The 20,934-nt window shown below is 62.8% G+C and carries 20 protein-coding genes; 7 read left to right on the top strand and 13 right to left on the bottom strand.

Annotated features, from left to right (window positions below; all coding sequences use genetic code 11):
- The first annotated feature begins 143 nt into the window (after positions 1-143).
- Positions 144-560: a SufE family protein gene (locus P0Y65_11405; GenBank protein ID WEK02816.1), complete on the top strand. Its 417-nt coding sequence runs from the start codon at positions 144-146 to the stop codon at positions 558-560.
- Here P0Y65_11405 and P0Y65_11410 read toward each other — a convergent pair whose 3' ends face one another.
- The 4 genes from P0Y65_11410 to P0Y65_11425 form a co-directional block, all read right to left on the bottom strand.
- Positions 561-1,631, bottom strand: coding sequence for an acyltransferase (locus P0Y65_11410; protein WEK02817.1), 1,071 nt, complete (start codon positions 1,629-1,631; stop codon positions 561-563).
- Between the two features lie 53 nt (positions 1,632-1,684).
- Positions 1,685-2,179, bottom strand: a complete 495-nt coding sequence (locus P0Y65_11415; GenBank protein WEK02818.1) for a DUF6456 domain-containing protein — start codon at positions 2,177-2,179, stop codon at positions 1,685-1,687.
- Complete coding sequence (locus P0Y65_11420) at positions 2,169-2,525, bottom strand: helix-turn-helix domain-containing protein (protein WEK02819.1); 357 nt, start codon at positions 2,523-2,525, stop codon at positions 2,169-2,171. The genes P0Y65_11415 and P0Y65_11420 overlap by 11 nt, the downstream gene beginning before the upstream one ends.
- Positions 2,526-2,802: 277 nt before the next feature.
- On the bottom strand, positions 2,803-3,225 hold the full coding sequence (locus tag P0Y65_11425) for a MucR family transcriptional regulator (protein ID WEK02820.1): 423 nt from the start codon (positions 3,223-3,225) through the stop codon (positions 2,803-2,805).
- Positions 3,226-3,434: 209 nt separating this feature from the next.
- On the opposite strand from P0Y65_11425, the gene P0Y65_11430 reads away from it, so the two are divergent.
- The 4 genes from P0Y65_11430 (at position 3,435) to P0Y65_11445 (ending at position 7,360) form a co-directional block, all read left to right on the top strand.
- A complete protein-coding gene (locus tag P0Y65_11430) occupies positions 3,435-3,617 on the top strand; it encodes a hypothetical protein (protein WEK02821.1) in 183 nt (60 codons plus the stop codon).
- Between the two features lie 123 nt (positions 3,618-3,740).
- The gene (locus tag P0Y65_11435; GenBank protein ID WEK02822.1) at positions 3,741-5,834 is read left to right on the top strand and encodes a S9 family peptidase; all 2,094 of its coding nucleotides are present in this window, start codon (positions 3,741-3,743) and stop codon (positions 5,832-5,834) included.
- Positions 5,835-5,895: 61 nt separating this feature from the next.
- Positions 5,896-6,516 (top strand): superoxide dismutase, encoded by a 621-nt coding sequence (locus P0Y65_11440; GenBank protein WEK02823.1) that lies wholly within the window; start codon positions 5,896-5,898, stop codon positions 6,514-6,516.
- Positions 6,517-6,814: 298 nt separating this feature from the next.
- Positions 6,815-7,360: a response regulator gene (locus P0Y65_11445; GenBank protein ID WEK02824.1), complete on the top strand. Its 546-nt coding sequence runs from the start codon at positions 6,815-6,817 to the stop codon at positions 7,358-7,360.
- 221 nt (positions 7,361-7,581) lie between these two features.
- Here the strand turns inward: P0Y65_11445 and P0Y65_11450 are convergent, their stop codons facing one another.
- Together P0Y65_11450 and P0Y65_11455 are read right to left on the bottom strand one after the other, a co-directional pair.
- The gene (locus P0Y65_11450; GenBank protein ID WEK02825.1) at positions 7,582-8,145 is read right to left on the bottom strand and encodes a hypothetical protein; all 564 of its coding nucleotides are present in this window, start codon (positions 8,143-8,145) and stop codon (positions 7,582-7,584) included.
- Between the two features lie 4 nt (positions 8,146-8,149).
- Positions 8,150-9,637, bottom strand: coding sequence for a DUF853 family protein (locus tag P0Y65_11455; protein ID WEK02826.1), 1,488 nt, complete (start codon positions 9,635-9,637; stop codon positions 8,150-8,152).
- Between the two features lie 117 nt (positions 9,638-9,754).
- Between P0Y65_11455 and P0Y65_11460 the strand changes: the two genes are divergently transcribed.
- Positions 9,755-11,050, top strand: coding sequence for a TIGR03808 family TAT-translocated repetitive protein (locus P0Y65_11460; protein WEK02827.1), 1,296 nt, complete (start codon positions 9,755-9,757; stop codon positions 11,048-11,050).
- A gap of 192 nt (positions 11,051-11,242) precedes the next feature.
- On the opposite strand, the gene P0Y65_11465 is transcribed toward P0Y65_11460, so the two are convergent.
- Positions 11,243-12,241, bottom strand: coding sequence for an asparaginase (locus P0Y65_11465; GenBank protein WEK02828.1), 999 nt, complete (start codon positions 12,239-12,241; stop codon positions 11,243-11,245).
- Positions 12,242-12,318: 77 nt separating this feature from the next.
- A complete protein-coding gene (locus P0Y65_11470; GenBank protein ID WEK02829.1) occupies positions 12,319-12,471 on the bottom strand; it encodes a hypothetical protein in 153 nt (50 codons plus the stop codon).
- Between the two features lie 229 nt (positions 12,472-12,700).
- Here P0Y65_11470 and P0Y65_11475 point away from each other — a divergent pair, with 229 nt between their 5' ends.
- Positions 12,701-13,558, top strand: coding sequence for an NAD(P)-dependent oxidoreductase (locus P0Y65_11475; protein ID WEK02830.1), 858 nt, complete (start codon positions 12,701-12,703; stop codon positions 13,556-13,558).
- Between the two features lie 197 nt (positions 13,559-13,755).
- Here P0Y65_11475 and P0Y65_11480 read toward each other — a convergent pair whose 3' ends face one another.
- From P0Y65_11480 to P0Y65_11500, 5 genes are all read right to left on the bottom strand, one after another.
- Complete coding sequence (locus P0Y65_11480) at positions 13,756-14,967, bottom strand: PQQ-dependent sugar dehydrogenase (GenBank protein WEK02831.1); 1,212 nt, start codon at positions 14,965-14,967, stop codon at positions 13,756-13,758.
- 243 nt (positions 14,968-15,210) lie between these two features.
- The gene (locus P0Y65_11485; protein ID WEK02832.1) at positions 15,211-16,869 is read right to left on the bottom strand and encodes a urocanate hydratase; all 1,659 of its coding nucleotides are present in this window, start codon (positions 16,867-16,869) and stop codon (positions 15,211-15,213) included.
- 203 nt (positions 16,870-17,072) lie between these two features.
- Positions 17,073-18,191 carry a DUF917 domain-containing protein gene (locus P0Y65_11490; protein WEK02833.1) on the bottom strand — a complete coding sequence of 373 codons (1,119 nt, stop codon included), beginning with the start codon at positions 18,189-18,191 and terminating at the stop codon, positions 17,073-17,075.
- Positions 18,192-19,445 carry a Zn-dependent hydrolase gene (locus P0Y65_11495; GenBank protein ID WEK02834.1) on the bottom strand — a complete coding sequence of 418 codons (1,254 nt, stop codon included), beginning with the start codon at positions 19,443-19,445 and terminating at the stop codon, positions 18,192-18,194. It abuts the gene before it with no gap.
- Positions 19,442-20,800 carry a dihydroorotase family protein gene (locus P0Y65_11500; GenBank protein ID WEK02835.1) on the bottom strand — a complete coding sequence of 453 codons (1,359 nt, stop codon included), beginning with the start codon at positions 20,798-20,800 and terminating at the stop codon, positions 19,442-19,444. The genes P0Y65_11495 and P0Y65_11500 overlap by 4 nt, the downstream gene beginning before the upstream one ends.
- Positions 20,801-20,934 lie beyond the last annotated feature (134 nt).

Raw genomic sequence — 20,934 nt, forward strand, 5'->3', positions numbered from 1 at the left:
TCGCGGAGCCTCCTGTTGAATACCAGCCGCCCGTGTCACTTCCCCAAGCGACACAGACCCGACGGGCCCCTGGTCCTTGGCCGCAAGCACCAGCTCGTGCTTGCGGTCTTTTCTTCGGCAGCGCTAGCCATTAGATAGCAGCCATGACCGAGCCCCAAGCCTTCCAGGACATTGCCGAAAACCTCTCCTTCCTCGACGACTGGGAGGACCGGCTCAACTATGTGATCGAGCTGGGCCAGGCGCTGCCGGGCATGGATGATGCCGACAAGACCGACCTCAACCGGGTTAAAGGCTGCGTTTCCAACGTCTGGCTGGTGTCGAGCGTCGACGATAGCAAGGTCATGAGTTTTCGCGGCCAGTCCGATGCCATCATCACCAAGGGCCTGGTGGCGATCCTGCTGGCGCTCTACTCAGGCCGTCCGGCGGCAGAGATTGCCGAAACCGATGCGATCGCATGGTTTGCCAAGGTCGGGCTCAGCGAGCATCTGGGTATGCAGCGCTCCAATGGCCTCGTCGCCATGGTCAATCGCATCCGCAGCGAGGCCAAGGCCCTCACCTGATTATTCGGCCGGTGCAGCCACCGGCGTACGCCGCCGCTTGCCGAACAGCCGGCTGAAAATGCCCAACAAGGGCTGCTCTAGACCTCGGTAAACCACGATGCCCCCCAGGGTGCCGCCAAAGACCGCCAGGGTCGAGACGCCGGCATAGGCCCAAAGGTTTGCCGGATCGAGAAACTTGAAGGCGATATCGGCGACCACGGCCACGGCATAGATGTGGATCAGGTAGATCGAATAGGACGCATCACCGATCAGTTCGGCCAGTTTGACGCGTGGCACGGTGGTTTCAAAGCGCACCGCCAGCAGCACCAGCGCCGTGGCGAAGGCGAGGAAGCCGATGAAGGCCTGCCAATCCTCCACGAGGTTGGCATGGTCCACGCCAAAGCCCGCCACAAGGCCCACGGCCCCCAGCGCGGCCGCCGGCACGATTGTCTTGCCCGATAGTAGCTGCAAGCGCCCGCGCAGCGTCGCATAGCCCAGCCAGGCGCCGGCGACGAAGGCCAGCGGCATGAAGGTCGTATAGAATTTGGCGATCGCATCCTGCGGCACGAGCGTCGCGCCGATGATCGACAGCGCGACAAAGCCCAGTGTCAGCCAGACCACGCGCATCTTTGCGCTGAGGAATGCGAGCAAAGCAAAGCAGACGTAGAAGAAGACTTCGTAGTTGAGCGTCCAACCCAGCTTGTAGAGCGGATGAATGCCACCGCTTTCGGGGTTGTGGAAAGGTATGAACAGCAGCGAGAGGATCAGTTCGCCGGTATCATAGACCGTGGTTTTGAACAGCTCCGGCAGGAAAAAGGCCAGCGCCGCGGCAAACAGGGTTGCGCCCCAATACATGGGCACGATGCGGATGGCGCGGCGGCGCAGGAAATCGCCGGCCGAGAAGCGCTCATCCCCGGTGACCACGACCATGATGAAGCCTGAGATGACGAAGAACAGGATCACGCCCAGCCAGCCCATGCGGCCATAGAACAGGGTATGCTCGACCAGGGGATAAAGCAGAGCGTGCGAGGCCAGGACCAGCAGAGCCGCCAGGCCGCGCAGATATTGGATCGAGATGAATTTGTGCCGCATGAGCGTGCTTTACCACGGCTTTCCCCGGCCAATCATTACCGTCCATTACATAGTTAAGGCTGTTCCTTGGTGAACATCCTTGGCCGGTCCGGCAGCCAGTGACGCGCCCTGCCCTGCTGGACGCCCTCGGCCGCGGGCGACAGGCCGAACAGGTCTGCCAACTGGTCGAGCCCGATGCGCAGCACCAGCTTGGCGCTGCGGCGCGGCCAGCGCCGCTCTACCTCGATCTGCTGCATGCCCTTGCCCAGGCCGCAGACATCGAGCAGCACGCCCCAGCAGTCGGGCGGCAGCCGGCCAGCGAGCTGGTTGAGCTTCTGGCGTGCCGCAGCGGCGCTGTCGCTGGCGGTCTCGACGCCATTGGCGGAGCGGTTGCGGGTGCCGACGCTGGCCGGACTATAAGACATAGTCACGCGCTGCATGACCTGGGCCCGCCGGATCAGCCGCTCCAGCCGTTGCGCCGCCTCGAGCTGATGCGGCGCGAGAAAGGCCGGTTCGCCGCCGCGCGCCATGGCAAGGCGCAGCAGTCCTGTGTCTTCGTCACGCGACATGGAGCCGTGCCTCCAGAATGTCTTCGAGCAAGCAGAGGTCGCGGTCGAAAACGACATCGTCGCGCAGGTCTTCGATCAGCGCACAGGCATAGGAGACAGTAGTCCTATCGCGTCCGAAAGCCGTGCCAACCTCGCTCAGGCTGCGGCTCAGGATGACGTGGCAGAGATACATGGCGATCTGGCGCGCCCGCGACGTGGTCGGACCGCGACTGCGCCCGACAAGGTCGTAAATGGAAACGTGTTTTGTGCGCGCGACCAAGGCAATGACGTCGTCGCAACGGTATTTCGACAGCCGGCGCCACGCTCTGGCACGGCGGGAAAGGGTCGTGGAAGGCGTATGATGCATGATCTAGTCCATCCAAAATGTAAGAATTAATTCCTACATTCTGAACCAGACAAGAGGGGGCGGGGAAAAGTCACCGCAGAACTTGGTAAATCTGCGTAGAAGCTCTGTTGGGGAATCCGGCAGTGCCAGAGATTTAGCGTGAACGCCCTGGCGCGGAAAAAGAGTTGGAAGCAGCGGGCAAAAATGTCAAACGGCCGCCTTTTGAGCGACCGTTTGAATTTGGTTATCGCCGGGGTCCGGACGGACGCGACGTATCGTGGTATAGCGCAGGCGAGTCTCAGGCAGCCTTGCGGCCGAGACCATTGTCCTTGGCAAGCTTGGAGCGCGTCGCCGAATAGTTGGGAGCAACCATCGGGTAGTCTGCGGGCAAGCCCCACTTCTCGCGGTATTCTTCCGGCGAGAGATTGTAGTGGGTGCGCAGGTGGCGCTTCAGCGACTTGAACTTCTTACCGTCTTCCAGGCAGATGATGTAGTCGGCTGCAACAGACTTGCGTACAGGCACGGCGGGCTTGAGTTCTTCGACAGGCGTCTGCACTTCATTGCCCTGCAAACCACGCAGTGCCGAATGTACATCGGCAATCAGCTTGGGCAGATCAGTCAGGCTCACGGAGTTGTGGGCCACGTAGGAGGAGACGATGTCGGAGCTGAGCTCGATCAGATCGTGCTCGTATCCGGTCGCCGAACCGGTGATGTCATTCATATTTCGACCTTCCATTATTCTTATTGGGTTGAGACAGGGGCGGTCACAACCATGATTCATTCCTAGGACTGTTCATTGTGGTTCGCAACCCAATACGCCACAATTAACATGTTACCGCCCACTAATTCATCCCCTATAACTTGGGCTACTTTTCGACTTTAGTTGGTAACGCTCACCAGAGACCAGTGATTGATCAGTGATGCGATATCTTGTGGTTGCTGGAAAATGATACTTTAAGACGAGATGATTCGCCGCAGGCAGCGACAATTACTGGAAAAAACACGATCCAGTTTGATCATCTCATTAGTCGCCGCGCCGAATGGCCAGTTCTTCTGTCGCTATTTGCGCTTGCCGACAAACCGGACACCGTGAACGCAGGCGGCACCCTGTAATTCGATCCGGGCCGCAATGCGGATAAATACGGATGCCTATCGTAAAATCAAGCGGGCCAAGGCCCTCTTTCATTGGCACTCCATCGAGCCTATGTGGAGAGACCACTCTCGTCCGGACGTTCCATGACCAAGCTCACGCCTCCCGCTGCCGCTCGCAAGCCTCATTCCGTCACCTTCCACACTATAAAGCGTGACGACCCCTATCATTGGCTGCGCGCGGACAATTGGCAGGAGGTCATGCAGAAGCCCGAGACGCTGGATAGCGAGATCCGCGCGTATCTCGACGCCGAAAATACTTACTACGAGAGTGAATTCGGCAAGCCGACAAGCGACTTGCAGGACAAGATCTACAAAGAGATTCGCGGCCGTATGAAGGAGGATGACAGCGGCATCGCTTCGCCTGACGGTCCCTTCGCCTATAATTCGCGCATGCTTGAGGGCAAGCAGTATCCGCTGATCGTGCGCACCCCGCGCGAAGGCGGCGAAGAAACCGTGCTGCTTGACTGCAATGTGGAAGCCGGTGACGAATACTTCGGCTTTGCCGGCGCCGAGCATGACCGCAGCCACCGCTATCTCGCCTGGGCCGCCGACCGCGCCGGCTCGGAATATTATGACATCGTCATTCGCGACCTCGACACCGGCACCGATAGCGCCGAAGTCATCACCGAGACCGCCGGTTCCTATGTCTGGACCAATGATTCCAGCGCCATCTACTATACCGAATATGACGACAACCACCGGCCCTGGCGCGTGAAGCTTCACGTCATCGGCACCGACCAGGCCAATGACCCCATCATCTTCGAGGAAAAGGACCCCGGCTTCTTCGTCGGGGTCGGCCGCACGCAGAGCGACAAATATATCGTCATCGACGCGCATGATCACCAGACCAGCGAATGCTGGCTGATCGATGCAGAGCTCGGCGGCGCACCGCGCGTGGTCGCGCCGCGGGTCACCGACCGCGAATATGACATCGAGGAACGCGACGGCCTGCTCTATATCCGCACCAATGCCGATGGCGCCGAAGACTTCAAGATCGTGGTCGCCCCGGTCGATCGTCCGGATGCCGCCAACTGGACCGATTTCGTGTCCCACCAGCAGGGCGTGCTGATCCTCGATACCATTGTCATCAAGAACCACATGCTGCGCCTCGAACGTTTCGAGGGCCTGCCGCGCATCGTCGTGCGCGACCTGCGCACGGACAAGGAAGAGACCGTCAAGTTCGACGAAGAGGCCTATTCGCTGGGCATGTCGGTTGGCTACGAATTCGATACGTCGGTGTTCCGCCTCACCTATTCCTCGCCGACCACGCCGTCGCGCACCTATGATGTCGACCTCGACACCGGCACACGCACTTTGCTCAAGGAGCAGGAAGTGCCCTCGGGCCACAATCCCGATGACTATGAAACGCGCCGGCTCTTTGCCAAAGCGAGCGATGGCGAGCTGGTGCCGGTCACCCTGCTCTATCGCAAGGGCCTCGCGCTCGACGGGTCGGCCCCAACCCTGCTCTATGGCTACGGCGCCTATGGCATGTCCATGCCTTCGGGCTTTTCCATCTCCGCCCTGTCGCTGGTCGATCGCGGCTTCGTCCATGCCACGGCCCATATTCGCGGCGGCATGGAGAAGGGCTATCGCTGGTATGTGCAGGGCCGGCGCGAGCACAAGACCAACACCTTCACCGATTTCATCGCCGCCGCCGAAATGCTGATCGAGCAGGGCTATACCGCCAAAGGGCGCATCGTTGCCCAGGGCGGTTCGGCCGGTGGCATGCTGATGGGCGCCATCGCAAATCTCCGCCCCGACCTCTGGGGCGGTATCCTGGCACAGGTGCCCTTTGTCGACGTGCTCAACACCATGCTCGACGAGACACTGCCGCTGACCCCGCCGGAGTGGCCCGAATGGGGCAATCCGCTGGCCTCGGCCGAGGATTATGCGCGCATCGCCGCCTACGCGCCCTACGAGCAGGTCGAAGCCAAGGATTATCCGCCGATCTTTGCCCTCGCCGGTCTCACCGATCCGCGCGTCACCTATTGGGAGCCCGCCAAGTGGGTCGCGCGCCTGCGCGCCACCAAGAGCGGCACGGCCCCGCTCTATCTCAAGACCAATATGGGGGCTGGCCACGGCGGTGCCTCGGGGCGGTTCGACCGTCTCAAGGAAACCGCCGAATGCTATGCCTTCGCACTACATGCCGTTGGACTGGAAACATTCAAACCCAACTGATTGTTGTGTCGTCACATTCGGCCTATACCAAAGGCCGACTATCCCTCAGCGTCTAACCCAAATGGAGGCCCCTTTGTCCACCAAGTTCACTCTGCCGCCGCTGCCTTACGCCTATGATGCCCTCGGCCCCTACATGTCGGCCGAAACGCTTGAATTCCATCACGACAAGCATCACCAGGCCTATGTCACCAACGGCGAAAAGCTGCTGGAAGGTTCGGGCCTCGAAATCCTGCCGCTCGAAGACATCGTCAAGGAAAGCTTCGGCAAGAATGCCGGCCTCTTCAACAACGCTGGCCAGCATTACAACCACGTCCATTTCTGGAACTGGATGAAGCCCAATGGCGGCGGCAACAAGCTGCCGGGCAAGCTGCAGGCTGCGATCGACAGCGACCTGGGCGGCTTCGACAAGTTCCGCACCGATTTCATCGCTGCCGGCACCACCCAGTTCGGTTCGGGCTGGGCATGGCTGTCGATCAAGAACGGCAAGCTCGAAGTCACCAAGACTGCCAATGGCGAGTCGCCGCTGGTTCATGGCGGCAAGCCGCTGCTGGGCGTCGACGTGTGGGAACACTCCTACTACATCGACTATCGCAACGCGCGCCCGAAGTACCTTGAAGCCTGGTTCGATAACCTCGTGAACTGGGAACATGTCGAGCTGATGTTCGACGAAGCCACGGCGTAAGGCTTGGAGGATAGCCCCACCTAACCTCCCCCTGATAGGGGTAGGGATCAGATCGGGGCTATCCACTATCGTGCCACATGCACCGCAGGGTCCCTCCCCCTTTTCAGGGGGAGGATAGGTGGGGGTACGAAAGAAAGACTCTCCCGATCCGATCCGTTCAGCCCGCCTCTGGCGGGCTTTTCTTTGTCCGACAGGCTTTTGTGGCGCTTTCCCCCGCTCATTAGCCATTTGCCGAACCCGGCGCTTCAATCACGCCGCCGTGCGTGGTAACGGTTCATTTACTATTCGGGGGAAGCCATTGTCCGCACCTAGCAAGGTCGTTGCCATCATCGCGGCGAATCCTGCGCTATCATCGCTGCTGGCGATGGTGGTGGCGGGCGATACGCGCCTCAAGGTGCGCCAGTTCGACAGCGAGATCGAGCTGATCGCCTATATGCGCATCGCACCGGTGGACATCCTGGTCTGCGATTTCGACCGCGATGGCCGCCCGGCCTATGAGATGGTCGAAGGCATCCGCCTCAATGGCGAGCTGATCAGCCAGGATGTGCCGGTCATCGCCCTCACCCGCACCATCACGCCGCCGATGCGCCACCAGGCGATCAGCGCCGGCATCGACGAGGTCGTGCTCAAGCCCATGTCGCCGCGCCACCTGCTGCAACGCATCCAGGTCCGCCTGCGCGGTCGCAGTGTTGTCGGCGTCTTCGGCAGCTACCGTGGCCCGGAACGCCGCAACCGCATCTTCATGCCCGTGCCCCACCCGGCACCGGCCCGCCGCTACACCGACAATGTCGTGCAGCTGTTCCCGGACCGGCGCAAGCCACGGCATCCGGGGCTCGAGGGGTAAGAGAACCCTCCGTACTTTAGGGGCAGTATTGTCCCCATACTCACGGTGTCACCCCGGCCTTGAGCCGGGTCCTATCTCGATATCGGGCCCCAGCCGCAAGGTAGTGGTGACAGGCACAGCTACCTCGCGGCAGGACACAGATCTCAGGCTGGGTCCCGGCTCAAGACCGGGATGACATCGCGTGTGTGGAGCGAGCGATTGCCGCTCATAATAACAAGGGGTTACCTCCCCTCGTTCACCAGCCGGCTCAATCTTGCCCACAAATCTTCAACGCTATCCGCAAACTGAACCGCGCGTTCATAGCCCGCCAGCCCCGGCGAGAGCACGTCCGCCGCGTAGCCGCGCATGACTTCATAGGCCTTGTGCCGGTTGAGCATCAGCACCGGAGGGGCCTTGCCCAGTGATTTGGCCGCGACCCAGGCGCCGAACAGGGCGGAGGCAGAGGCGAGCGAGCCGGGCAGCGCCACATAGGCATGGGCCAGCTGGGCGACCCGGGCGAGGCGCTCTTCGCGCATGGCGAGGGCTTCCATGGTCACGCCATTAAGGGCCGGCGGCAGCACGACGCTGGTGTCGCCGACGATCTGCACCTGGCCACCGGCGGCGCGGGCCGCGGTTATCAACGGCACGGGGATGACGCCGTTCTCCGCGAGGCAGAGAAGGCGGGCACCGCGCTTGGCGAAATAGGTACCAGCCTGGCTCATGATCGAGGCGCGTTCGGGATCGCCCGGCCCCCTGTCGGAGGCAAAGACGGCGACGATGGGTGAGGTATTATTGAGGTCGGTCATTGGTTTATCGCCCCCGCTTCAAGCCGCCCAGGATGCCGCGCACCAGCGCGCTTCCCAAGCGATTGGCCACCGTGCGGGCCAGCGAATTCATCGCGGCCTCGGCCGGAGTCTGGCGGGTGGACGTCCGGCGAGGCCTATCGTCCTGATAGGTGCGCTCGGTCTTTCTGATCTCGTCATCCTGGCGCTGGCGCTCTTCGGCCAATTGCTTGTCGCGCGCCTTTTTGGCCAGCACTTCAAAGGCAGATTCTCGATCAACGACAGTGTCATAGAGACCGGCGACGGGCGAGTTGGCGATGATGGCGCGACGCTCCTCGGGCAGTAGCGGGCCGACCTGCGCCGACGGCGGGCGGATCAACGTGCGGCCAACCATGGAGGGAATGCCCTTGGCTTCGAGCACCGAGACCAAAGCCTCGCCGATGCCGAGCTGGGTGATGACCTCTTCGGTCGAGAAAGCCGGGTTGGGACGGAAGGTTTCGGCGGCGACACGCACCGCCTTCTGCTCGCGCGGGGTATAGGCACGGAGGGCGTGCTGGACGCGGTTGGCGAGCTGGGCGAGCACCGATTCGGGGATGTCGACGGGGTTCTGCGTGACGAAATAAACCCCGACACCCTTGGAGCGGACGAGGCGGACGACCTGTTCCACCTTGTCGATCAGCACCTTTGGCGCGTCGTCGAAGAGGAGGTGCGCTTCGTCGAAGAAGAAGACGAGTTTGGGCTTGTCGACGTCGCCAACCTCCGGAAGCTCCTCAAAAAGTTCGCTCAGCATCCAGAGCAGGAAGGTGGCGTAGAGGCGCGGCGAGCGCATCAATTCGTCGGCGGCGAGGATGGAAATGAAGCCCTTGCCGTCGCGGTCAACGCGCATCAGGTCGGCGATTTCCAGCGAGCGTTCGCCGAAAAAGTTCTCGGCGCCCTGCTGTTCGAGCACCAGAAGGGCGCGCTGGATGGCGCCGATGGAGGTCGGCGAGACGTTGCCGTAGCGGGTGGAAATCTCTTTGCTACGCTCCTGGATCTCCACCAGAAGAGCGCGTAAATCCTTGAGATCAAGCAATAAAAGGCCTTCGTCGTCGGCCAGCTTGAAGGCGATGTTGAGGACACCTTCCTGGGTGTCGTTGAGCTGCAGCATGCGGCTCAGCAGCAAGGCACCCATTTCGGAAATTGTGGCGCGGATCGGATGACCCTGGCGGCCGAACAGGTCCCAGAAGATTACCGGAAAGACGTCGTCCTTATAGTCGATAAAGCCGATGTCGCTGGCGCGCTGGGTCTGCCAGCCCTGGGCCGCGCCCAGCTTGCCGACGCCACTCAGATCGCCCTTGATATCGGCGGCAAAGACCGGCACGCCGGCGGCGGAAAATCCTTCAGCCATAACCTGTAAGGTCACGGTCTTGCCGGTGCCCGTGGCGCCGGTGACGAGGCCGTGGCGGTTGCCATATTTCAGCGCCAGATATTCGGGCTGCGTGCTGGTCCCGAGGAAAATCTTGTCGTCAGCGAGCATTGCGCACCCTTGCCTTGCGTTGCGTTCTTATAGCCGCCTGCCCGAGTGTGGGACAACTCGTAACTCTGTTTTCCATTGCTAGTAGGCAGTCCAGGTCTGGAAAGGCATGATCGGACCATGACCCATGCCCTTCGCCTCAGCCGTCGCAGCATGCTGAAAGCATGCTTGTCTAGTGCCGCCGTTTTGCCCGTCGCAGCCCATGCGCAGGGCATGCTCGACGCATCGAGCGAGGGGCTCGTGGGCAACTTGTCTGATGACCAGTCCGAACTTGTACGATCAATTTTGGAACGGGCCAGCGCTGCCGGTCAAAGTGTGCGACTGCCAACAGGGACGATCCGCATCAGCGCCCTCGACCTGCCCGGCAATGTGATCGTCGAAGGCGTGCCGGGTCAGACCGAGATCGCGATCCTTCCCGACGGGTCTGGCCTGCGCATTGCCGATATGGCTTCGGTGGTGTTGCGCGATATTGCGATCAGCGGCGGGACCAATGCGCTGACCATTTCAAACAGTTCGGAGATCACCCTCGAGCGCTGCCGTTTCAGCGATGCCGATGTCGGGGTGTCGCTGAGCAATGCCGGGGCCAGGATTCGGGATTGTACTTTCGACAATCTCGGCGACGCCGCCATCCACTCCATGGACAGTCTTGGACTGCTGATCACCGGCAATAGGATCGATGGCTGCGGCAATGCCGGTATCCGCATCTGGCGCAGCGAGAGCGGGTCGGATGGGACCATCATTTCCAGCAACCGCATCGCCAATGTCGACTGGGTCGGCGGCGGCAATGGGCAGAATGGCAATGGGGTGAATGTGTTCAAGGCGGATGAAGTGATCATCGCCGACAATCACATCGCCGACTGTGCCTTTACCGCCGTGCGGCTGAACGGCACCCGGAACAGCCAGATCAGCGGCAATATGTGTCTTCGTTCCGGCGAGGTGGCGATTTTCTCCGAGTTCGAATTCTCCGGCTCGATCATCGCCAACAATATCGTGGACACCGCCGCGACTGGCATATCGATCACCAATTTCGATGTCGGCGGGGCGCTGGCGGTGTGTTCAGCCAATATCGTGCGCAATATCCTGCCGGTATCGGCGGTCAATCCCGACACGCTCCCGATCGGCATCTTTGCCGAGGCGGACACGGCGATCTCGGGCAATACCGTCACCCAGGTGCCGGGCGTCGCCATTGCGGCGGGCTATGGAGCCTTCCTGCGCAATGTGGTGATCACAGCCAATGTGGTGACCGAGAGCAATTACGGGATCGGCGTCAGCGTGGTCGAGGGCGCCGGCAAAGTGCGGATCGGGGACAATGTGATCTCCTCCAGCGCGCATGACGTGGTGGGCATGGCCTGGGACGAGGTGGTGGAGACGGATCTGGCAGTGAATGCGGCCAGGTATGCGAATGTGATTTTTTGATCGGGCCGTCACCGGGCGACCCAAACACTCGATGTCACCCCGGCCTTGAGCCGGGGCCCATCTCGATAATTCTCCACGGCCGCGAGGTCGTTGTGCTTGATCACCAATACCTTACGGCAGCCCATCCATCTCGAGATGGGTCCCGGCTCAAGGCCGGGATGACATCGGGGGTGGGGGGGAGGTTGGTGGGTTTCAGGAAACCGCCCGCAACTCCCCGACCTCAGCACCGCGCACGCTCTTGATGGTCTGGTGGGCCAGGCCTTCCAGGATTTTTGTCTGTTCAGCGTCGGGATCGGCGTGTTTGAGCAGCATGGCGGCCAGCATGGCCTGGCTGGCCGGGATATTGCCGTCGTCGCATTTCAGCGCATAGCCCCAGCCCTTGTCGCGGATGGCGCCGCATTGCACGCCTTCGGCGCCGACCTTCTGCATCAGCCGGCCCTTGAAGGCGGCCATCAGCATGGTGTCGGGGTGGCCGGTGCCGGCGACGAGATGGGGATGGCGGGTCGCGGCGTCGAACAGGCGCTGCGCGGCCGTGGCGAGGTCAGGCGCAATCCCCTGCCCCGATGCCATGCGGGCAAAGCCCAGGGCAAAAGCGCGGAGCGGCGCGGCAAAGGTCGGGATGGAGCAGCCATCGGTGCCGCATTTTTCTTCGCTGAGGCTTTCGCCGATCACCGCTTCGACCGCGGCGCGCACGGCCTTCTGCACTTCGTGTTCGCGGCCCACATAGCCCGCCGTCGGCACGCCCATGGCGAGGGCCACGCTCAGCATGCCGGAATGCTTGCCCGAACAATTGTTATGCAGGGGGCTCGGCTCGCTGCCCGAAGCCCGCAGCGCCTCGCGGGCGGCGGCATTGGTGGGGGCATGAGCGCCGCATTCGAGATCGGCCGCAGACAGGCCGATGCGGGTGAGGAGATGGTTGGCGGTCTTCACATGCGCATCTTCGCCATGGTGGCTGGCGCAGGCCAGAGCCAGCTCTTCGTCACTGTGATGGAACCTGCCCTCGGCCTGGCGCGCAAAGATCGGCAACGCCTGCATGGACTTGATGGCGGAGCGCGGGAAGATGGGGCGCTCGATATCGCCTTGCGAGGCGATGACTGCGCCCGTGGCATCGACAATGACCCAGGCTCCGCGATGGCGGTTTTCGACCCAGTTGCCGCGCAGGGTTTCGGCAAGAATGGGGTTGGCATCCATCAGAAAAAACTCCGGTCCAGACTGTCCTTGAGGAACAGCGCAGGACCGGAAAAGTCAATCTGGAGGTCGGCACGAAATCAAAATTGCGGCACGGTCAGTGTCTGAACGATCAGCACGCGGGATTCGGGTTTGGCCTTGGCCATGGCCGGCTGCACCGCAAAGGCACCGGCCGAAACGATCACCAGCCCGCAAAGCGTGGCGATGAGCAGTTTTTCCTGACGCTTGTTCATGATGTCCCCCTGGACATGTCGATTGTGGAGGCATGATGCCCCGACGCCGTTGAACTGACCGTGATGGGTCTGTTCAGAATGCGTTCATCCTGTGCGCAGCGCATTGCGTGAACATTGCGTGCTTGAACACCAGTTCGCGCTGCCTCGCCTCACCCATTTGGGTGGGACGGAACGATTGGCAGCCGACGGCTTACCGCCTAGTCTTGTGCCCAACAAAAGGGAGACGAGGATGAGCAGGATTGTGGTCACGGGTGGCAGCGGCAAGCTGGGACAGGCGGTTCTGCGGGACCTGATTGCGCATGGCCATGAGGTGCTGAACCTTGATCAGCAGGCACTGAAGCAACCGATCTGCCCGAGCATCAAGATCGACCTGACCAATTTCGGCGAAGTGGCCGCGGCGATCCTGGGCGGCGTCGACGAGCGCAAGGGGCCGTTCGATGCCGTGGTGCATCTGGCGGCGATTCCGGCGCCGGGGCTGGCGGCCAATGCCAAGACCTTCGCCGACAATGTGCCGACGACCTATAATGTCTTCGAAGCCAGCCGGTTGGCAGGCATCAAGAACATTGTCTTTGCCTCGAGCGAGACGGTGCTCGGCCTGCCCTTCGACACGCCGCCGCCCTATGCGCCGGTGGACGAGGAGTATTATCCGCGACCGGAAAGTGCCTATTCGCTGGGCAAGCTTCTGGACGAGACCATGGCGGCACAATTCTGCCGCTGGGACCCGGAGCTGCGCATCGTGGCCTTACGCTTTTCCAATGTGATGAACCCGGAGGACTATGCCGGTTTTCCCAAGTTCGACGCCGATCCAAAGAGCCGGAAATGGAACCTCTGGGGCTATATCGATGCGCGTGACGGCGCGCAGGCGGTGCGCCGGGCGATCCAGGCCGATTTCAAGGGGTTCGAAGCCTTCATCATCGCCAATGCAGATACGGTGATGAGCCGGTCGAACATGTCGCTGTTGGCGGAAGTGTTTCCCGGGGTCCCGACCAAGGGGAACATGACGCAGAACGGGACGCTGCTGTCCATCGAAAAGGCCAAACGGATGCTGGGGTATTCGCCGCAGTTTAGTTGGCGGAATGAGGTGTAGCGAGCTTTATCAACACCCTGCCACGCCCTCGTGGTTCGAGGCTCGCGAAGGGCTCGCACCTCACCATGAGGGCTACGAAGAAATCGATCTACCAACAGCCCTCATGGTGAGGTGCTTTGCGCAGCAAAGCCTCGAACCACGAGGGCGTGGCCGGGTGCCATTCGAGCGTGGCTCTCATGGCATCGCGGTTTAGGCGCCTATCCAGCCGTCACGCGGACAATCGTCGACGTCCCAGCCTGGGGATCTTCCGTCACCGCATAAACCGCCCCATCCGGGCCAACCTTCACATCGCGGACGCGGGCTTCGAGAGGGATGCGTTCTTCGGAGACGACGGTGTCACCATCGAGATGGACGACCACGAGGCCCTGCGATACCAGACCGCCGATGATGAAGGTGTTTTCCCATGCGGGGAATTCATCGCCGGCATAATAGGCCATGCCGGAGGGGGCGATCACCGGGTCCCAATAATAGGCTGGCTGGGTGGTTTCGGCATTTTCGGTCACGCCATCGCCGATCTGTTCGCCGCTATATTCGACGCCATAGGCAACATCGGGCCAACCGTAATTGACGCCGGCTTCGGGACGGTTGAGTTCGTCGCCGCCCTTGGTGCCATGCTCGACGATCCACAGGCGGCCGTCGCCATCAAGCGCAGCCGACTGGGTGTTGCGGTGACCAAGGCTCCAGATTTCGGGCAGTGCACCTTCCGTCTCGGCAAAGGGATTGCCTTCGAAGGGCGCGCCTGTCTCGGTGATGCGGAAAACCTTGCCGAGGCCGCTTTCCAGCTCCTGGGCCTGGGGCCGCGTCACGTCGTCGGAGCGTTCGCCGACGGTGACATAGAGTTCATAGTCTGGGCCCCAGACCAGGCGCGAGCCGTAATGCTTGTCGCCGTCATAGGTCGGGGTCTGCTGGAAGACGGTCTGGACATCCTGCAGCTCGCCGCCGCCATTGTCGTCGGGCACCAGCGTGCCCATGGCGACCGTCGTGCCATTGCCGCCTTCGCGGGGCTCGGCATAGGAGAAATAGACGCCGCGGCGTTCTTCATAATCGGGCGCCAGCGCGACATCGAGCAGGCCGCCCTGCCCGCGCGCATCGACTTCGGGCACGCCCGTGATCGCCGGACCGGGTGTGCCGTCTTCGCCGATGATATGCATGGCGCCGGACTTGGCCGTGACCAGCATGCGGCCATCGGGGAGGAATTCCATGGCCCAAAGATGCGGCAGGCCTTCGGCCACCACTTCGGTGGTGACTGCCGTCGCCGTTTCCGGCTCGGGGGCGCGGGTCTGACCCTCAAAGGCGGGTGTCTGATCGGGGGCATTGGGTGGCGCGGTTTCGGCCTGTGCAAAGGCCGGGCCAGCCAGGAGGGCCGTGGTCAGCAGCGTCGATGTGAGCAGGGGCGCGAGGCGGATCATGCAGTGGTCTCCGTGGGTTACGGGAGCCCAACGGGTGACGCATGCTGGCGTTGCGCGAGAGGTGTTCACGATGGGGTTATGAGGGAGGATCGTGGCACGCCCCCGTGGTTCGAGGCTCGCAAGAGCTCGCACCTCACCATGAGGGCTACTGGGAGATGGGTTCCAGAGACACTGAGCAATCAACAGCCCTCATGGTGAGGTGCGCTTCTTCAGCGCCTCGAACCACGAGGGCGTGGCACAATCCTAGACCCTTATGTGTCCAATCCCCTTCTTCTCGATCTCATCAAAACTCTCGTCATACCCCGCATCGGCATAGCGCATGACGCCCAGGGCCGTGTCATTGGTGAGGGCGTGATCGAGGCGCTCGTCGCCGCCGGGCGTGCCATCGGCCACGACCGTGACGCCGGCCGAGGTCATGTAGCCGGCATAGCCGCCACCGCCGGAATGGACGACGACCAGATCGGCCATGGAGGAGCAGAGCAGCATGGCATCCAGCAAGGGCCAGTCGGCAATGGCGTCGGAGCCGTCCTTCATCCTCTCGGTCATGATATTGGGATGGGCCATGGCGCCGGCATCGAGATGGTCGCGGCTGAAGGCGACCGGGCCGGCAAGCGTGCCATCGGCGACCATGGCGTTGACGGCGCGGGCCAGCGCGGTGCGTTCGCCGTGGCCGAGCCAGGCGATGCGGGCGGGCAAGCCTTCGAAGGGCACGTGCTGGCGGGCGAGTTTCACCCAATTGGTGACGATCTTGTTGTCCGGGAACATCTCCAGCAATTTGTCGTCGATCTTGCGAATGTCCTCGGGGTCGCCGCTCAGCGCCATCCAGCGGAAGGGGCCGATGGCGCGGGCAAACAGCGGGCGCAGATAGGCTTCGGTGAAGATCTTGATGTCGAAGGCATTTTCGACCCCGCCGGCCTGGGCATGGGTGCGGATCAGGTTGCCATTGTCGAAGACTTCCGAACCGGCCTGCTGGAAGGCCAGCATGGCGCGGACGTGGTCGACGATCGAGGCGCGGCTGGCGGCCATCAACTGGCCCTGACCGTCGACGCGCAGGCGTTTCACCTCCTCGATGCTCATGCCCTTGGGGACATAGCCATAGACGAGGTCGTGGGCGCTGGTCTGGTCGGTGACGATATCGGGCACGATGCCGCGGCGGGCGATCTCGGGGTAGATTTCGGCGGCATTGCCGACAAGGCCGATGGACGTCGCGCGCTTTTCGGCGACCGCCTTTTCGATCATGGCGAGGGCCGTATCGAGGTCGGGGGCGATTTCTTCGAGATAGCCGATGGCCTTGCGCTTGGCCGCGCGTTCCGCGTCGATGTCGAGGCAAAGGATGGCGGCGCCGGCCATGCGGCCGGCCAGGGGCTGGGCGCCGCCCATGCCGCCCAGGCCTGCGGTGAGGATGAAGCGACCGGCGAGCGAGCCGTTGAAGCGGTTTTCGGCGATGCGCATGAAGATTTCATAGGTGCCCTGGATGACGCCTTGGCTGCCGATATATTGCCAGGCGCCGGCGGTGAGGCCGCCCCAGCAGATCAGGCCCTTCTTTTCCAGCTCGTAGAAGACCTCGGCCTTGGCCCATTGGCCGACGAGATTGCAATTGGCCATGATGACCAGCGGGGCTTTTGAGTGGGTTTTCAAGAGGCCAATCGGCTTGCCGGACTGGATGATGAGGGTCTGGTCCTCGTCCATGCTGAGCAGGGTTTGCACGATGGCCTTGTGGCTGGCCCAGTTGCGCGCGGCTTTGCCCAGCGCGGCATAGACCACGAGGTCATCGGGGTTCTCGCCGACGGAGAGGACGTTTTCGAGGAGGCGCAGCAGGGCTTCCTGGCGCCAGCCCTTCGCCCGCAGCTCGGGGCCACCGGGAATGGGGAAATTGGGGTGGCGGGGATTGGGTGTGGGCATTTTTTGCTCCTTCTCCGGAGGCATCAACAGACTGTTCTGGTTTCCACCGGTGGTTTCACACCCACGGTGTCACCCCGGCCTTGAGCCGGGGCCCATCTTGAGATTTCTGGCCTGCCGCAAGGTGTTTGTTCGATCGACCTTGCGGCTGTGGGTCGATCTCGGGATGGGTCCGGCTCAAGGACGGGATGACATCGAGTGTGGGGTTAGTCTTTTGCGTCCGATGCCCGCCGCCCCCGATCCAGCGCGTAACTCGCCAGATCGATGCCCATGCGGTCTTCGACGAAGGGATAAACCGCCGGATCCAGCACAGATGAGCTGAGCGGAATGATGGTTTTGGGGACGTGCAGCACGAAGATATAGAGGCCGCGGCCGAGCTGGCCGACGGAGAGTGCCTGGCCGGCGGCGTCGAGCGTGGTAATGACGTCGGGGAAGGTGGCCAGCCGGGTGCCGCCGGCGTCTTCTACGGCCATATATTCGTTCATGATGTGGAGCGTCGTCGCCTTGTCGCCCTCGCCAATGGTCACCTTGCCGATGTCGAAGGCTTCCTTGGTGTAGGTGACGTCGATGTCGGTGATATAGCCCTTGGTGAGGATGGTGCCGCCGGTGGTCTCTACGATGGCGTCGATCATCGAGCCGGGGCCCTTGCCCTCGGCCGCGATCATGGCTTCGCCGAGCTTGAGGGCCAGCGAGATGCCGCCCAGCGCGGCGTGCTGCTTGACGTAGCTGGCGCGCAGCGGGTTGCGGCAGGAGGCGATGAAGCCGCCCGACATGTCGGCGGCGGTGCGCAGGATGGGCGAGACTTTCGCCGTGGCGCCGCGGGTGACCAGCTCGATATAGCGGTTCTCGCTGCGATTGCCGCCGACGGCGGTCTGGATCATCTGTTCGGGCGAACCGGCCATGCCGATGGAGCCCATGTCGCCGGTCGGGTGGGCGCGGATATCGCCTACGGCATCGACGACCTTGGTGCCCAGGATTGCCGAGGGCAGCCAGCCGTTGAGGGTGGAGCTTTTGCCGTTCTGGCCGACCATGAGGCCGCTCAGCTTTTCGCCCAGAGCGTCCTGCAGCAATTGCACGGCCTTGATGTAATCGACGCCCTGCATTTCCCAGGGCGTGGTCGAGGCCGGCGCGCCGATGGCGGCGGCGGTGGCGACCCAGTCGTTTTCATCCAGCTCTTCCACCGAGACCAGTTCGGGCTGGCCGGCATTGACGGCCGCCGTGCCCAGCATGCGGCCGTGGTCGGCCCAGCCGCCACCGCCCGCCGCATAGATCGAGCCCCCGCGCACGGCGGCTTCGACGTCCTTTTCGGTCAGGATGCGGCCCATTCAGATTCCCCCTTGCAGTGTGATATCGAGCGTCTTGACCGCTTCGAGAAGTACGGATGCGCCCAGCGCGATGTCGTCGGTGGATGCAGCCTCGTCCGGCGCATGGCTGCGGCCGTCGACGCAAGGCACGAAGATCATGGCCGATTTGGTGATGCGGGCCATCCAGGCGGTGTCGTGGCCGGCGCCGGAGGCCATGCGGCGATGGCGGGCGCCAGCGGTTTCGCAGGCGGCGTCGAGCACGTCGAGCAGGTCGGGATCGCCGGGCGTGGGCGGATTGTCGGAAACGATGCGAATGGGCTGGACGGTGACGCCGGTCTTTTCGGCAATGGCGGCAACGCCGTTTCCCAGCTCCTCGATGAAACGCTCCATGTCGTCGCGGTTTTCGGCGCGGGCGTCGATCAGCATGCGGACGCGGGCTGGGACGACATTGGCGGCATTGGGCGTCATTTCGAATTCGCCGACGGTGGCGGCGAAATGTTCCTCGCCAGCGGACAGGGCCCTAGCCAGTTCCTCGACGCCCAGGGCAATCCAGGCGGCGGTGGTCAGCGCGTCCTGGCGGGCGTTCATGGGCGTCGTGCCGGCGTGGTCGGCGCGGCCCTCCACAATGATTTCGACGCGGGTGATGCCGGCGATGGCGGTGACGACGCCGATGTCGAGTTGCTCGTTCTGCAGCACCGGGCCCTGCTCGATATGGAGCTCGAGGAAGGCCTTGATATCGTCGCGCTGGGCGGGGTGGAGCATGTTGCCGCCGACCGCGATTATGGCCTGCTCCAGAGTCTGGCCGTCACTCTCGCGGGTCAGCCACTCGGCGGGACGGGTGCCGCTGATGCCGCGACTGCCGATGCAGGAGACGCCAAAGATCGACACTTCTTCGGCGAGAAAATCAGCGATTTCAAGCGTGTGGTCTAAAATGATCGACTGGTCCCGCAAGGCGCGGGCGACTTCGAGGGCCGTGATGACGCCGGCAATGCCGTCGTAGCGGCCGCCATCGGGCACGGTGTCGGAATGGGAGCCGAGCATGATGGTGCCGAGGTCCGGGCGGCGGCCGGGGATAGTGCCGATCAGGTTGCCGGCGGGATCAACGCGGGTGACGGCGCCAGCCTCCTGCATGGATTTTTCGAGCCACTTGCGGCCTTCGAGGAACATGGGCGTGAAGGCGCGGCGGGTCCAGGGGCGCCCGGGCTCGGTGATCGCCGCGAGGGCGTCGATATCGGCCGCGATACGGGTGGCGCGGATGGGGGCATTGGGGATCATGCGCGCGGCTCCGGGCGGACGAAGCGGCCGGTGCCGGGCTGGGCGACGCTGGTGCCGTCAAAGACCTGCTGGCCGCGGAGATAGGTGAGGCCAACGGTCCAGGGCAGTTCGATACCGTTATAGGGGCTCCAGCCGACCACATTGTGCCCGCTGGCCGCCGCGTCATAGCGCGATGGGCGGGGGAAGAGCACGGTGATGTCGGCGTCGCAGCCGGGGGTGAGCGCGCCCTTGATATGATCGAGGCGGAAGTGGCGGGCCGGGTTTTCGGCCATGAGTTTTGCCGCCCAGGTCAGCGGCACGCCGCGCTTGAGGGCGCCCATGACAAATAGCGGCACCATGACTTCGAGGCCGGGCACGCCGGAGGCATTGGCCAGCATGTCGGGGTTGGTCTTGCGGTTTTCCGACCAGCTGACGTGGTCGGTCGAGACCAGCGTGACATTGCCCGCCATCACATGCTCCCAGAGCTTTTCCACCTCGACGCGCGGCCGGATGGGCGGGTTGATCTTGGCCTTGCCGCCAAGCCGCGCCACATCGTTTTCCTCGTCGAGCGTCAGATAGTGGATGCAGGCTTCGATGGTGGCCGCATAGCCCTGGTCGCGGTAGCTGCGGGCGATGTCATAGCCGCGGCCGAGCGAGCAATGAACGACATGAGCGGGGCAGCCGGTGACGGCGCCGGTTTCATAGATCTGCAGCGAGGCCAGCAATTCGGTAAGCGGCGGGCGGCTCAGCGCATGGGCGCGATAGTCGGTGATGCCCGCCGCCTTGACCTTGGCCATGGCGGCGCGGACCATTTCATCGTCTTCATTGTGCACGCCGGCAGTGAGGCCGGTTTTCGCCACGGCGGCGAAGCATTCTTCGAGCAGGGCCGGGGGAATGCGGGGGAAGCGGATCGGGTCGGTGCCGAAGGTGGAGAATTTGAAAGCGGCGACGCCGGCAGCGGCCTGTTCGGCAATGCGGGCCGCGCCTTCTTCAGGGTTGATCGTGCCATAGAGGGCGAAATCGACGCGGGCCTGCGGGCTGGCGTGATCGACCTTGATGCGGACGGCTTCGGCGGAGCAGACGAGATTGCCCTCGTCATAGGGCATGTCGACAATGGTGGTGACGCCACCGGCCGCGGCGGAGCGGGTCGACCAGATGAAATCCTCCTGGTCCTTCTGGCTCAGCGAATGGGTTTGCGCATCGATGGCGCCGGGCAGGATCAGGGCATTGCCGAGGTCGTGTTTTTCGCTGGCGGCCGGGGAAGCCCCCTGCCCGACATGATCCACCTTGCCATCGCGGACGGCGACATAGCCCTCTTCCACAATGCGGTCGGGCAGCACGACGGTGCCGGAAAGGACGAGATCGAAATCGGACATGCTAGTTTCCTCGAGATTTGAGGTGGCACGCCCCCGTGGTTCGAGGGTCGCTTCGCTCCCACCTCACCATGAGGGCTACTGATAGGGAAGAGCCAGTTGAAACCTCTGTCATCAGAAAGGCCCCTGAGACCTCA

It is taken from the genome of Candidatus Devosia phytovorans (assembly GCA_029202405.1).
Taxonomy (GTDB): Bacteria; Pseudomonadota; Alphaproteobacteria; order Rhizobiales; family Devosiaceae; genus Devosia; species Devosia phytovorans.